Origin of the sequence: Curtobacterium sp. SP.BCp, from assembly GCF_051903255.1 — a bacterium.
GTDB lineage: Bacteria > Actinomycetota > Actinomycetes > Actinomycetales > Microbacteriaceae > Curtobacterium.
The window spans coordinates 3,045,631-3,057,985 of sequence record NZ_CP194338.1 but is presented as its reverse complement, the minus strand read 5'-3'; the positions used below and the strand labels follow the sequence as shown (position 1 = coordinate 3,057,985).

At 74.0% G+C, this 12,355-nt stretch carries 12 protein-coding genes and 1 pseudogene; 6 read left to right on the top strand and 7 right to left on the bottom strand.

The window, feature by feature from the left end; translation table 11 throughout:
- The first annotated feature begins 4 nt into the window (after window positions 1-4).
- Both ACRQ4C_RS14510 and ACRQ4C_RS14505 read left to right on the top strand, forming a co-directional pair.
- Window positions 5-610: a TetR/AcrR family transcriptional regulator gene (locus tag ACRQ4C_RS14510; protein WP_439689159.1), complete on the top strand. Its 606-nt coding sequence runs from the start codon at window positions 5-7 to the stop codon at window positions 608-610.
- A 41-nt stretch (window positions 611-651) separates the two neighbouring features.
- Window positions 652-1,542 (top strand): alpha/beta hydrolase, encoded by an 891-nt coding sequence (locus ACRQ4C_RS14505; RefSeq protein ID WP_439690944.1) that lies wholly within the window; start codon window positions 652-654, stop codon window positions 1,540-1,542.
- Between the two features lie 189 nt (window positions 1,543-1,731).
- Here the strand turns inward: ACRQ4C_RS14505 and ACRQ4C_RS14500 are convergent.
- The 3 genes and pseudogenes from ACRQ4C_RS14500 to ACRQ4C_RS14490 all read right to left on the bottom strand — a co-directional run.
- Window positions 1,732-2,208, bottom strand: a pseudogene (locus ACRQ4C_RS14500) (peroxiredoxin-like family protein); the annotation flags it as partial.
- A gap of 378 nt (window positions 2,209-2,586) precedes the next feature.
- Window positions 2,587-3,465 (bottom strand): serine hydrolase domain-containing protein, encoded by an 879-nt coding sequence (locus ACRQ4C_RS14495; protein WP_439689158.1) that lies wholly within the window; start codon window positions 3,463-3,465, stop codon window positions 2,587-2,589.
- Window positions 3,462-3,923, bottom strand: coding sequence for an ATP-dependent zinc protease family protein (locus ACRQ4C_RS14490; protein ID WP_058724280.1), 462 nt, complete (start codon window positions 3,921-3,923; stop codon window positions 3,462-3,464). The genes ACRQ4C_RS14495 and ACRQ4C_RS14490 overlap by 4 nt, the downstream gene beginning before the upstream one ends.
- Window positions 3,924-3,994: 71 nt before the next feature.
- On the opposite strand from ACRQ4C_RS14490, the gene rimK reads away from it, so the two are divergent.
- From rimK to ACRQ4C_RS14470, 4 genes are read left to right on the top strand one after another with little or no spacing between them, the layout of a single operon-like run.
- Entirely contained in the window at window positions 3,995-5,188 is a 1,194-nt protein-coding gene (gene rimK, locus ACRQ4C_RS14485) for a 30S ribosomal protein S6--L-glutamate ligase (protein WP_400415642.1), read from the top strand.
- Between the two features lie 56 nt (window positions 5,189-5,244).
- Window positions 5,245-6,327, top strand: a complete 1,083-nt coding sequence (locus tag ACRQ4C_RS14480) for a 3-oxoacyl-ACP synthase III (protein ID WP_290133972.1) — start codon at window positions 5,245-5,247, stop codon at window positions 6,325-6,327.
- Window positions 6,324-9,011 (top strand): alpha/beta fold hydrolase, encoded by a 2,688-nt coding sequence (locus ACRQ4C_RS14475; RefSeq protein WP_439689157.1) that lies wholly within the window; start codon window positions 6,324-6,326, stop codon window positions 9,009-9,011. The genes ACRQ4C_RS14480 and ACRQ4C_RS14475 overlap by 4 nt, the downstream gene beginning before the upstream one ends.
- Before the next feature lie 40 nt (window positions 9,012-9,051).
- Window positions 9,052-10,020, top strand: a complete 969-nt coding sequence (locus ACRQ4C_RS14470) for an NAD-dependent epimerase/dehydratase family protein (RefSeq protein ID WP_439689156.1) — start codon at window positions 9,052-9,054, stop codon at window positions 10,018-10,020.
- Between the two features lie 195 nt (window positions 10,021-10,215).
- Here the strand turns inward: ACRQ4C_RS14470 and ACRQ4C_RS14465 are convergent, their stop codons facing one another.
- The 4 genes from ACRQ4C_RS14465 to ACRQ4C_RS14450 form a co-directional block, all read right to left on the bottom strand.
- On the bottom strand, window positions 10,216-10,392 hold the full coding sequence (locus tag ACRQ4C_RS14465) for a hypothetical protein (protein WP_400415632.1): 177 nt from the start codon (window positions 10,390-10,392) through the stop codon (window positions 10,216-10,218).
- Window positions 10,393-10,472: 80 nt separating this feature from the next.
- Window positions 10,473-10,892 carry an MFS transporter permease gene (locus ACRQ4C_RS14460; protein ID WP_439689155.1) on the bottom strand — a complete coding sequence of 140 codons (420 nt, stop codon included), beginning with the start codon at window positions 10,890-10,892 and terminating at the stop codon, window positions 10,473-10,475.
- Window positions 10,889-12,055, bottom strand: coding sequence for an Asp23/Gls24 family envelope stress response protein (locus ACRQ4C_RS14455; RefSeq protein ID WP_439689154.1), 1,167 nt, complete (start codon window positions 12,053-12,055; stop codon window positions 10,889-10,891). The genes ACRQ4C_RS14460 and ACRQ4C_RS14455 overlap by 4 nt, the downstream gene beginning before the upstream one ends.
- Window positions 12,056-12,125: 70 nt before the next feature.
- Entirely contained in the window at window positions 12,126-12,296 is a 171-nt protein-coding gene (locus ACRQ4C_RS14450; protein WP_290133978.1) for a CsbD family protein, read from the bottom strand.
- Window positions 12,297-12,355: the final 59 nt, after the last annotated feature.

Below are 12,355 nucleotides of genomic sequence, written 5' to 3'. Positions count from 1 at the left end.
ACCCATGGCGATGCGCACAGGGACCCGGCGCAAGCTCCTCGACGCCGCCGAGGAACTGTTCTTCACGCACGGCATCGCCGCCACCCCGGTCGACGCCGTCCTCGACAGAGCCGGCGTCTCCTCCGCCACGCTCTACCGTGAGTGGGGCAGCAAGGAAGCCCTCGTCGCCGCGGCCCTCGACCGCCGCCACGACGAGTGGACCGCCACGTGGGACCGCGCGATCGCCGCGGCACCGGACGACCGTGCCCGGCTCGACGCCGTGTTCGAGGCACTCGACGCCTTCCGCTCGACCCCGACCGGCTCCCGCTGGTGCGCCTTCCTCGGCACCGCCGCCGAGCTCGCCGACGCCCCCGAGGAGGTCCGCGCGGTCCTCGCCCGCGAGACCGACACCCTGCGCGACCGACTCACCGGCGCCGCCGAGCCGCTCGTCGGCACCGCCGACGCTCCCGCGCTCGCCGAGGACCTGCTGCTCGTCGTGTCCGGCGCCCTCGCGATGCGACTCCGCGATCGGCGCACCGGCACGGCGACCGCCCGCGCCGTCGCCGACGCGGTAGTGCGGGCCCACCGCGCGGACGGCGCCTGCACGACCTCACACGGAACACCCGGCTGAACAAGGCTCACGACGGCACCGCCGGACACTACGCTCCGATCGTGCACCCGACCGCGTCCCGAATCACCCGTCGAGCCCTCATCACCGGGGGAGGCGCCGTGGTCGCCGCCGCAGCGGTCGCCGAGGCCGTCAACCTCCGCTGGCTACCGGGACGCTCGTCGATGTACCGCGCGCTCGGGCTGAACGGGCAGCCCGGCGAGATCCCCGACGTCACGCCCGTCCCGACCACCTCCGGCTCGTTCGTGTCGAAGGCCCGCGGCGGCCGCACCGTCGGCTGGACGATCGCGGCGCCCGAGTCGGCCGGGCCGCTGCCGATCGCGGTCGCCCTGCACGGCTACGGCGGCTCCCACCGGACCTTCTTCGGCAACGGACTCGGGTACGACCGGTTCCTCGCACGACACATCGCGGACGGCGGGGCGCCCTTCGCCGTGGCCGGGGTCGACGGCGGCAACCGCTACTGGCACCGTCGGGCGGACGGGGACGACCCCGGCGCGATGGTCCTCGACGAGTTCGTGCCGATGCTCGAGCAGCACGGCTTCGACACCGGGCGCCTGGCGTTCACCGGCAACTCGATGGGCGGCTACGGCGCACTCCGGTTCGGCGGCCTCCTCCGGGCCTCGCGGGTCCGTGCCGTCGCAGCGCTCAGCCCTGCACTGTGGACCAGCGCAGGCGACACCGCCCGAGGAGCGTTCGACGACGCCGCGGACTTCCGCGCGAACACCGTGCTCGGTCGGCAGCGCGAGCTCGACGGCGTTCCGGTGCGCATCGACGTCGGGAACGGCGACGGCTTCGAACCCGCCGTGCGCACCTACGTCGACGGGTTCGACACGGCGCCGGCCGGCGGCTTCGAGCCCGGAGCCCACGACGCCGCCTTCTGGCGACGCATGGCCCCGGCACAGATCACGTTCCTCGCGCGGCACCTGCACGCCTGACGCGGGCAGCGGACGGGAGGCACGGCTCGCGTCCGACACGCGCGGCACCCGTGCCGTGCCTCTCCCCACCGGCACGGCCGGACCGCCGCTGGCGCGTCGCTCCGAACCGGCGGCGTGGGCCCTGGCCGATCCGCGCCAGCGGTTCGCGACCAGCAGGTCGTCGACCGCTGCGACGACGGTCGCCACCTCGGTGCGCGTCGTGTAGTCCACGTGGACGTCCGCGAAGCGGACGACGCCGTCGGCGTCGATCACGAAGACCGACGGGAACGGGATCGCCGCCGTCGCGTCCGCGTTGCTGTCCGCGACGTCGAACCCGAGCTGCGTGTGCGCGCCGCGAGCCGCGGCGCTGGGCTCGGTCACGATCCCGAACCGCCCGGCCAGGACGTTCTCGGGGTCGGTCAGCACCGGGAATGCCAGCTCGCCGTTCGTGATCGACTGCTCCGCGGCCTCCGGCGTCTGCGGCGACACGGCCACCAGCTCGACCCCACGCTCCTGGAGCGCCGGCAGGAGCTCCTGCTGGTACGTGCGGAGCGTGATGTTGCAGTAGGGGCACCAGGCGCCCCGGTAGAAGACGACGACGGTCGGGGTGGTGCCGCGGGCCTCGGCGAACGAGGTGGTGTCGCCGGTCGGGGTGACGAGCGGTGCATCAGGGGCGGTGTCGCCCACGGCGACGACGCCGTCGGGGACCCCCGCGTCGCGGAGGTCCCGCTGTTCGCCGTCGAACACCGCGGAGAGCTCCGGGCCGATCTGGGCGGTGAAGCCCTCGTTGAACGTCTCCACCTGGCGGGCGATGGTCTGGTCGGTCACGGTCGTGCTCCTCGAGTCGGGTGCCGGCTGCGGCGCCGGTGGATGGAGCGTAGGCACGACGCGGGCGTTGCGGGCCGGCGGGCGTCACGGGGCGTCACGGTGCCGGTGCGGGTGCCCACACCGATGCCGGCAGGCACCGCCTCCGCTCTCCGCGTCGTGGCCGATCCGGTACGCGACGGTCGGCACCCGACCACCGGATCGGCCAACGCCTGAGCGGAACACACGGTCGTCGCCGTGTCAGGCCGATCGGACGGAGGACACCGCGAGTTCCGCGAGCCGGTGGTCGTGCGTCTCCTCGTGCGCGGTCACCGTGACGACGGCGTCCCGGTCCTGGTCCACGACCACGTACTGCCCGTAGCGGCCGTCGAGCCGCCACGCCGGGCCCGGACCGTCCCACACCGCGAGGCCGTACCGGGTGAACGGGCCGTCCGTGCCCGCCTCGACCCAGCCCGCGTGCATCCCGTCGACCCACGACGCCGACACCAGCTGCTGCCCCGCGAAGGAGCCGCGGTCCCGCAGCAGACGACCGATGCGTGCGAGCTCGGACGTCCGGAGCTCGAGCCCGCTCCCACCGACGACGAAGCCGAGCGGGCAGCGGTGCCACTGCGGGTTGTCGATGCCGAGCGGATCGAACAGCCGTGGGAGCAGCCAGTCGCGCACGTCCCCGACCACCGCTGCGAGCATCCGCATCGCGACGTACGGGCTCGAATCTGTGTACCGGAAGCGCTCGCCCGTCCCTGTCGCCGGCAGGGCGAGCATCGTCGCGGCGAGGTCGTCACCAGGCACGGGCTCGTCGCCGAACCACGCGAAGTCGATGCCGCTCGTCATCGTGAGCAGGTGCCGCACCGACACACGGTCGACGCCCTCGCCGAGCTGCACGTCCGGCAGCAGCTCGGGCACGCGGGTGTCGAGCGTGAGCAGGCCCTCGTCGACCGCGATGCCGACGGCCAGCGCACAGACGCCCTTCGACACCGAGTACACGTTCTCGCGGTCGTCGCTCCGCCACCGGTGCGCGACCTCGTCGTCGCCGACACGGACGTGCACCCCGTACGCGCCGAGGCCCTCCGCATCGACGGCCGCGACGAAGCGGTCGAGGGCGGCCCGCGCCGTGGTCACGCCCGACCCCGGTTCCGGCGTCGGATCGCCTTCGGGGCGCGACCGCCGAGGAAGGAGCGCGCGGGGTCGACGAGGAACCCCTGGCGCAGGGCCTCGCGGCCGACGAGCATCCGGAACCCCATCTGGTCGCGGTTGCTCAGGGTGACCTCGGCATCCACCGTCTGCTCGTGCAGGGTGATCGGGGTGAGGATGACGATGCGCTCCTGGGTGTGCCCCGTGGAGCTGCGGATGGTCCGGCGGTCGTGGATGTCGCACTCGACGGTGACCGCGTCGGCGTCGGTGTCCTGCCACGGGTGCACCGAGAACCGGACCCGGTCGCCGGGGAGCTCCTCGAGGTCGAACGCGTGCAGCGCCGAGCTCCGGGCGCCGGTGTCGAGCTTGACCTTGATCCACGGCAGCGCGAGCCCCGGCAGGGCAGCCCACTCGCGCCATCCTGCGATCGTCGGGGTGCGGCTCATGTGCCCATCCTGTCGCATGCTTTGATGGAGCGTCGCCGTCGATACCCCGAACACCCAGCGGAGCACCCCCGATGAAACTCGCCATCCTGTCGCGCGCCCCGCACGCGTACTCGACCCAGCGTCTCCGCGCCGCGGCGATCGACCGTGGGCACGACGTCAAGGTGCTGAACACGCTCCGGTTCGCGATCGACCTGACCGCGGACGAACCGGACCTCCTGTACCGCGGCAAGCTCCTCAGCGACTACGACGCCGTGCTGCCGCGCATCGGGAACTCGATCACGTACTACGGCACCGCGGTCGTGCGCCAGTTCGAGCAGATGGACGTGTACACGCCGAACACGGCCACGGGGATCACGAACTCGCGCGACAAGCTCCGGGCGAACCAGATCCTGTCGCGGCACCACATCGGCATGCCGGCGACGACGTTCGTGAACAGCCGGGCCGACGTCCGCGGCGCGATCGACCGGGTCGGAGGCGCTCCGGTCGTCATCAAGCTGCTCGAGGGCACGCAGGGAATCGGCGTGATCCTCGCGCCCGAGGCGAAGGTCGCCGAGTCGATCGTCGAGACGCTGCACAGTACGAAGCAGAACGTCCTCATCCAGTCCTTCATCTCGGAGAGCCGCGGGAAGGACATCCGGGCGCTCGTCGTCGGCGACCGGGTCGTGGCCGCGATGCGCCGCAGTGCGTCCGGCGACGAGTTCCGCTCGAACGTGCACCGCGGCGGCACCGTCGAGAAGGTCACGCTGACGCCCGAGTACGAGGAGGCGGCGGTCCGTTCGGCGCAGATCATGGGGCTGCGGGTCGCCGGTGTCGACATGCTCGAGGGCAATGAGGGACCGCTCGTCATGGAGGTCAACTCGTCGCCGGGCCTCGAGGGCATCGAGCGTGCCACGGGGCTCGACGTCGCCGGCGCGATCATCGACTTCATCGGCAACCAGGTCGCGTTCCCCGAGATCGACGTCCGGCAGCGACTCAGCGTGTCGACGGGGTACGGCGTCGCGGAGCTCCTCGTGCACACGAACGCCGACCTCGTGGGCAAGACGATCAAGGAGTCCGGGCTCTGGGACCGCGACATCACCGTCCTGACCCTGCACCGCGGGGCCACGGTGATCCCGAACCCCCGCAGCGGGGTCACGCTCCAGGCCAGCGACCGGCTGCTCTGCTTCGGCAAGCTCGAGGAGATGCGCTCGATGATCCCGGACCGCCGGAAGCGTCGGAGCAAGGTCCGGAAGCTGCCGAAGGACGCCGTCACCGAGCAGTCCTAGTGCGCGTGGAGGGCACCCGGACCGCACGTCCAGCACTTGTGCGGAATGATGAGCCGGTGACCATCCTCGCTGACCGCCCCGTCGACCCGACGTCCGAAGCGGAGACAGCGCGACCCGGCAACGCCACCGCGAAGCACCGCAACGTCTCGTTGCTGTCGGTCGCGACGACCACCGCGGACCGCGTGACCACCTCCGCCGACATCGAGGAGCGCCTCCGCGGTGCCCTCCGTCGCCTCCGCCTGCCGAGCGGCCTGCTCGAACGCGTGGCCGGGGTCAAGGAACGTCGGAACTGGGGCGAGGGCCAGACCTTCCACGAGGCCGCGATCGACGCCGGTCGTCGTGCGATGGCCGAGGCGGGCGTCCAGCCGCACGACATCGGGCTGCTCATCAACACCTCGGTGACCCGTCCGCACCTCGAACCCTCGGTCGCGGTCCGGCTGCACCACGGCCTCGGCCTGCCGTCGTCGGCGATCAACTTCGACATCGCGAACGCGTGCCTCGGGTTCGTCAACGCCATGAGCGTCGCCGCGGGGATGATCGACTCCGGGCAGATCCAGTACGCGCTCATCGTGGACGGCGAGGACGCCGACCAGGTGCAGCTCAACACGATCGCCCGGCTCAACCAGGGCGGCCGGAACCGCAAGGACTTCATGAGCGAGTTCGCGAGCCTGACCCTCGGGTCCGGCGCCGCGGCCGCCGTGCTCGGCCGGACCGACGCCCACCCGACCGGCCACCGGCTGATCGGCGGCGTGACCCGTGCGGCGACGCAGTGGTACGACCTGTGCGTCGGCAGCCCGGACGGCATGTTCACCGACGCCAAGATGCTGCTCAAGGGCGGCATGGAGCTCGTGGTCGAGGCCTGGAACGAGGCCAAGGCGCACTTCGACTGGTCCGACATGGACCGCTACGTGCTGCACCAGGTCTCCGACGTGCACACCAACGCGTTCGTGAACGCGATCGGCGTCCCGCGGTCGAAGGTGCCGACGACCTACGAGCGCTACGGCAACGTCGGCCCGGCGTCGATCCCGATCACCCTGGCGGACGAGGTCGCGAAGGGCTCGATCCGCACCGGGGACCGGGTGTTCCTCGGCGGCGTCGGATCGGGCATCAACACCGCGATGCTGGAACTGCACTGGTGAGGTCCGGCCTCCCTCGCGTCGCTGCCACCACCGCGCCGGCGACGCTCCCGCCGCCCCTGCCCGGACTCGACCCCGACTGGTCACGGCTGGTCACCGTGCCGGGAGGCGCGGCTCACCCCGAGCGCACCTGGCACCTCCTCGACACGGCCGGCTCCCTCGACGCGCTCGGCGCGCGTCCCGTGGGCACCCTGCTGTGCGTGCACGGCAACCCCACGTGGTCCTACCTCTGGCGCTCGGTCGCACAGCGCACGCTCGACGTCGCCCGCGCCGGTGGCCCTGCGTGGCGGGTCGTCGCGGTCGACCAGCTCGACATGGGGTTCTCGGAGCGGACGGGCACGCAGCGTGGGCTGGCGCAGCGCGTCGCCGACCTCGGGGCACTGACCGACGAGCTCGGGCTGACCGGTCCCGTCGTCACGCTCGGGCACGACTGGGGCGGGGTGGTGTCGCTCGGGTGGGCGGTCGACCACCCGGACCTCGTCGTGGGCGTCGCGACGTGCAACACCGCCGTGCACCAGCCAGCCGACGCACCGATCCCCGCGCCGCTGCGCCTCGCACTCGGGCCGGGGATGCTCGGTCGGGCGACCGTCCTCACGCCCGCGTTCCTCGAGACCACCCTGGCGATCGCGCACCCGAAGCTCGACCGCGCCGTCGCCGACGCCTTCCGTGCGCCGTACCGCGGTGCCGCCCGCCGCGGAGGCATCGGCGGCTTCGTCGCGGACATCCCCGTGGACGCCGACCACGCCTCGGCGCCGGAGCTCGACCGGATCGCCGCGGGGGTCGCCGCGCTCGACGTCCCCGCGCTCCTCATGTGGGGACCGCGCGACCCGGTGTTCCTCGAGCGCTACCTCGACGACCTGCGCCGCCGCCTGCCGCACGCCGACGTGCACCGCTTCGAGGGCGCCGGGCACCTGCTGCCGGAGGACGTCGACGTCGCCGCGACGGTCACCGACTGGCTGGGCGACCGCCTGCCGGAGGGGACCGTGCCCACCCGGGCCGAACCGAGCCTCCCGGCCGACACCGACCACGTCGCTGCGGCGAGCCGCCCGCTGTGGGCCGCACTCGAGGACCTGCGCGACGACGACGGACCCGCACTCGTCGAGATGGCGGCGCCCGGCGGCGTCCGCACCGTCAGCTGGCGGCTCCTCGCACGCCGCGTCGACGAGATCGCCGCTGGTCTCGCCGTCGTCGGCGTCCGTGCGGGGGACCGGGTCTCGCTGCTCGTGACGCCGGGTGCCGACCTGACCGCCGTGCTGTACGCGAGCGTGCGCATCGGTGCCGTCGTGGTGGTGGCGGACGCCGGACTCGGGATCCGCGGTCTCACGCGGGCCGTCCGGGGTGCGCGACCGGACTGGATCATCGGTGCGTTGCCGGGACTCGCGGCGTCGCGTGCACTCGGGTGGCCGGGCCGCCGCATCGCGACCCTCGCGCTCCCCGGGGCCGCACGACGGGCCCTCGGGGTGTCGCACACGCTCGCCGAGGTCGCCCGTGTCGGCGCCGACCGACTCGCCGTGGGCGGTGTCCTGCCGGAGGCGCCGTCGCCCGACGCGACCGCGGCGGTGCTCTTCACCTCCGGATCGACCGGACCGGCGAAGGGCGTCGTCTACACGCACCGGCAGCTCGGCGCGGTCCGGGACGCCCTCGCGACGCAGTACGGCGTCGGCGTCGGTACCGGACTCGTCGCGGGGTTCGCGCCGTTCGCACTCCTCGGCCCCGCCCTCGGCGCGCGGTCGGTGGCGCCGGACATGGACGTCACCGCACCCCGGACGCTCACCGCGACCGCGGTCGCCCGTGCCGTCGCCGCCGCGGACGCCACCGTCGTCTTCCTGTCGCCGGCGGCGATCGCGAACGTCGTCGCGACCGCGTCGCAGCTGACGGAGACCGACCGGACGGCGCTGCGGCGTGTCGAGCTGTTCCTCTCCGCGGGAGCGCCGGTCTCCGGCGCGCTGCTCGCCGCGGCGACCGAGCTGATGCCGAACGCGACGGCGCACACCCCCTACGGGATGACCGAGGGGCTGCTCATGACCGACGTGGACCTCGACGGGGTCCGGGCGGCGTCGGCAGCTGACGCGTCCGGCGTGTGCGTCGGGGTGCCCGCGGCCGGCGTCACCGTGCGGATCGCCCCGCTCGACGCCGACGGTGCCGCGACCGGCGCACTCACCGACGCTCCGGGGGTGACCGGCGAGATCGTGGTCGCCGCCCCGCACGTCCGCGACCACTACGACCGGCTCTGGCGGACCGACCGGGCCTCGCGGCTCGGCGTCGCGGACCCGCGCGGACACCGGACCGGCGACGTCGGGCACCTCGACGACGCCGGACGGCTGTGGGTCGAGGGGCGGCTGCAGCACGTCGTGACGACACCGGACGGCGTGGTCACCCCGGTCGGGCCCGAGCAGCGGATCGAGCGCGTCGCCGGGGTCCGTCGTGCGGGTGTCACGGGCATCGGACCGGCCGGTACGCAGCAGGTCGTCGCCGTCGTGGAGACCGACCCTGCCGAGCGTCGACCCGGCCTCGCGTCGCCGTCGCTGGCGTCCTCGGTGCGCGCCGCCGCCGGGGTGCCCGTGGCAGCCGTGCTCGTCGTGCCCGTGCTGCCGACCGACGTCCGGCACAACTCGAAGGTCGACCGCACGCGGCTCGGGCGGTGGGCGTCGTCCGTGCTCGCCGGTGACCGGATGGTGCGGCCGTGACCGGCGGCGTCGCCGGGAGGCGTGCGCTGCGGGGCTGCTCGTGAAGGTCCTGGTCACGGGAGCCAGCGGCTTCCTCGGACAGGCGACCGCGGCGGCCGTGCGGGACGCCGGGCACGAGGTCCGGACGTTCCAACGCCGCCCGTCCGGGGTGTCGGGCGTTGCGGACGTGCTCGGGACCGTCACCGATCGGGACGCCCTGGCCTGCGCCGTGGAGGGCGTCGACGCCGTCGTGCACCTCGCCGCGAAGGTCTCCCTCGCCGGTGACCCGGACGACTTCCGCCGCGTGAACGTCGAGGGCACCCGGGCGCTCCTCGGCGCCGCACGGGCCGCGGGTGCCGGACGTGTCGTGTTCGTGTCCTCGCCGTCGGTCGCCCACACCGGGACGTCGCTCGCCGGTGTCGGTGCCGGCCCGGCCGAGCCCGACCGTGCCCGCGGGGAGTACGCCCGCACGAAGGCCGCCGCCGAACTCCTCGCACTGGCTGCGGACGAGCCGGGGTTCGCGGTCGTCGCGGTCCGGCCGCACCTGGTGTGGGGGCCGGGGGACACCCAGCTCGTCGGACGGATCGTCGAACGGGCGCGTGCGGGGCGGCTGCCGCTGCTCGACTCCGGCGCGGCGCTCATCGACACGCTCTACGTCGACAACGCGGCGTCGGCGATGGTGGCGGCGCTCGAGCACGCGACGGACGACGGTGTGCACGGGTCGGCGTACGTCGTGACGAACGGCGAGCCGCGGCCCGTCGCGGAGCTCCTCGCGGGGATCTGCGAGGCGTCCGGGGTACCCGCGCCGCGGTGGCACGTGCCGGCCGGGGTCGCGCGGGTGGCGGGGTCGGCCGTCGAGGCGGTGTGGCGCGTGCGGCCGGGGCAGGACGAGCCGCCGATGACGCGGTTCCTGGCGGAGCAGCTGTCGACGGCGCACTGGTTCGACCAGCGTCGGACGCGCCGCGACCTCGGCTGGACGCCCTCGGTGTCGATCGACGAGGGGCTTGTCCGGCTCGCTGCCGCGCGCTGAGCACCGCGGCAGGGGCCCGGGCGCGGGCCCGCTCGGCGCCGAGTCTCGGCTCCGCGGACACTTCCGCGCTGCCAACGCGGCGAAAGTGTCCGCCTGGCCGAGTCTCGGCCCGCGCGGCCGAGCCTCGCGCCGGACATGACCGTGCCGGGTCCGCGTTCGGGTCGCGGACCCGGCACGGGGTCGGTGGGGCGGGACTCAGCCGAGTCCGAGCTTGCGCTTGAGTGCCTTCCGGCGCTTCCGGGCTCGTCGGTCGGCGAGGGCGCGGCGTGCGACCTCGGCCTTCGAGTCCTTCACGACCGGACGGTTCGCCCGTGCGCCGAGCCAGAACCCGAGCAGGACGACGAGTCCGACCAGGATGATGCGGTTCCGCATGGTGGTGCTCCCTTCGAGGTGCGGCAGGTGCCGCAGGTGCCGCAGGTGCGGCAGGCAGCGCAGCGGCAGTGTGTCGGGCCTCAACCCGTGAAGCGCTGCCAGAGGTCGGTGACGATCGGCCAGACGTCGCCGGCGCGGTCCGCCGACGAGACCGCGACCGTGACGACCGGGTAGGCCGTCACCGCGAGGGCGACGAGCACGGCGAACACGACCGCGACGACCGAGGTCACGGTGTGCCGCCGCGTAAGAGCGAGGAGGACGAGCGCGAGCACGACGACCAGGCCGAGCAGTGCGACCAGGGTCACCCGCACGAACGGGAACGGCACGAGACCCGCAGTCGTCGCCGTCACCCCGGCGAGGAAACCGACGAGCGGGAAGAACGCCCCCACGACGATCGCGAGGAGCAGGACGATCCCGATCCCCGACGCGATCCAGACGCCCCGGGGCCGCGGACGGCGTGTCCGGGGGCGGTCGCGTCCGAAGCCCCGGAGCGCGGTCACGGCCGGTCGCCGTCGGGACCCTGGTCGGGGACGACGTCGCGGTGCGTGTCGGCGTCCTCGCGGAGGGCGTCGGCGGCACGGGACAAGGTGGCGGAGGCCTCGTCGAGCGCGTCGGCGACCTGCTCGTCCCCGGGCCCGGCGGCGTCCTCGTGGCGGTCACCCGCCCCGACGGCGTCCGCACGGTCGTCCGCCACCGCTGCGTCGGCGGAAGCGTCCTGCGCGTGCGAGCCGGCGTCACGGGCGGAGTCGGCGGCCTCGTCGGCGGCGCGCGCGGCGCGGTCGGACACCTCGGCACCGGCGTCGGCCGCGGCGTCGCGTGCTGCCCCCGCCGCGTCCTTCGCGTGGTCGACGGCGTCGGCGGCCGCGTCACGGGCACGGTCGGCACCGTCCCGAGCGCGATCGGCAGCGTCGGCGACTCCTTCGCGCGCACGGTCGACGGTCTCGCGCGCCGTGTCGGCGGCGTCGGAGGCCACTTCGCGGGCGCGGTCAGCGGTGTCGGAGGCCACCTCACGGGCGCGGTCGGCCGTGTCGGAGGCGACCTCCGGGACGCGATCGGTGGCGTCCGCGACGGCAGCACGCGCCGTGTCGGCCGCGTCACCCGCACGGTCCACCGCGCGGGCAGCGGCGTCACGAGCCCGCTCGGCGACGTCGGCTGCGTTCTCCTGCACGTCGGCAGCGATGTCGGAGGCCGCGGTCTTCGCGCGGTCCACCGCGTCCTTGCCGGACTCGACGGCCCGGTCCAGCGCGGAGGGCTCGTCGTCGAACGGTCCGTGCACGTCGAGCACGCGGACGTCGACGGTCACGGTGCCGTCGCTGAGCTGCGACACGGCCTCGCGGACCTGCCGACGCACCTCGTCGGCGACCGCGACCACGGGCTCCGGGTACTCGACGACGATCGAGACGACGACGTCGAGTGCGCCGTCCTCCTCGTCGACCTGCACCCCGGTCGTCCCGGCGGAGCGGCCGAACTGGGAGCGCACCCGGTCGGCTGCGCGGGCCAGGAGGTTGCCGAGGTGGTGGACCCCGTGCACCCCGAGGGCGGTCTCGGCGGCGGTGCGGGCGGCCACGGTCACGCGCGAGGCGTCCTCGGGCAGGGGCTCGGTGAGCTCTGCCGGCAGGGGGACCTCGGTGATCTGCGTCCGGGCGTTCGAGTCGTGCTGCATGACTTCCTCCTTGCTCCGGGACGACGGACGCCGCCCACCGTGGGCGGGCGGCGTCCGGGTCCGTGGCGGGTTACTTGAAGACGTCCTTGACGTCCTCGCCGGCCTTCTTGGCGCTGGCTGCGGCCTGGTCCTTCTTGCCCTCGGCGACCTTCTGGTCGTCGTTGGTCGCCTTGCCGACGGCTTCCTTGGCCTTGCCGGCGAGGTCCTGGGCAGCGTTCTTGATCTTGTCGTCGAGACCCATGACGGGCTCCTCTCTCTCGTCCGGGCATGCGCCCGGTTCCTTGGGTGGTGCTGCCGGGA

Bases quoted from the DNA above. Each gene is read 5' to 3' on its own strand.
- ACRQ4C_RS14510 (WP_439689159.1), top strand. From the start codon at position 5: ATGGCGATGCGCACAGGGACCCGGCGCAAGCTCCTCGACGCCGCCGAG.
- rimK (WP_400415642.1), top strand. From the start codon at position 3,995: ATGAAACTCGCCATCCTGTCGCGCGCCCCGCACGCGTACTCGACCCAG.
- ACRQ4C_RS14450 (WP_290133978.1), bottom strand. From the start codon at position 12,296: ATGGGTCTCGACGACAAGATCAAGAACGCTGCCCAGGACCTCGCCGGC.
- ACRQ4C_RS14490 (WP_058724280.1), bottom strand. From the start codon at position 3,923: ATGAGCCGCACCCCGACGATCGCAGGATGGCGCGAGTGGGCTGCCCTG.
- ACRQ4C_RS14465 (WP_400415632.1), bottom strand. From the start codon at position 10,392: ATGCGGAACCGCATCATCCTGGTCGGACTCGTCGTCCTGCTCGGGTTC.
- ACRQ4C_RS14455 (WP_439689154.1), bottom strand. From the start codon at position 12,055: ATGCAGCACGACTCGAACGCCCGGACGCAGATCACCGAGGTCCCCCTG.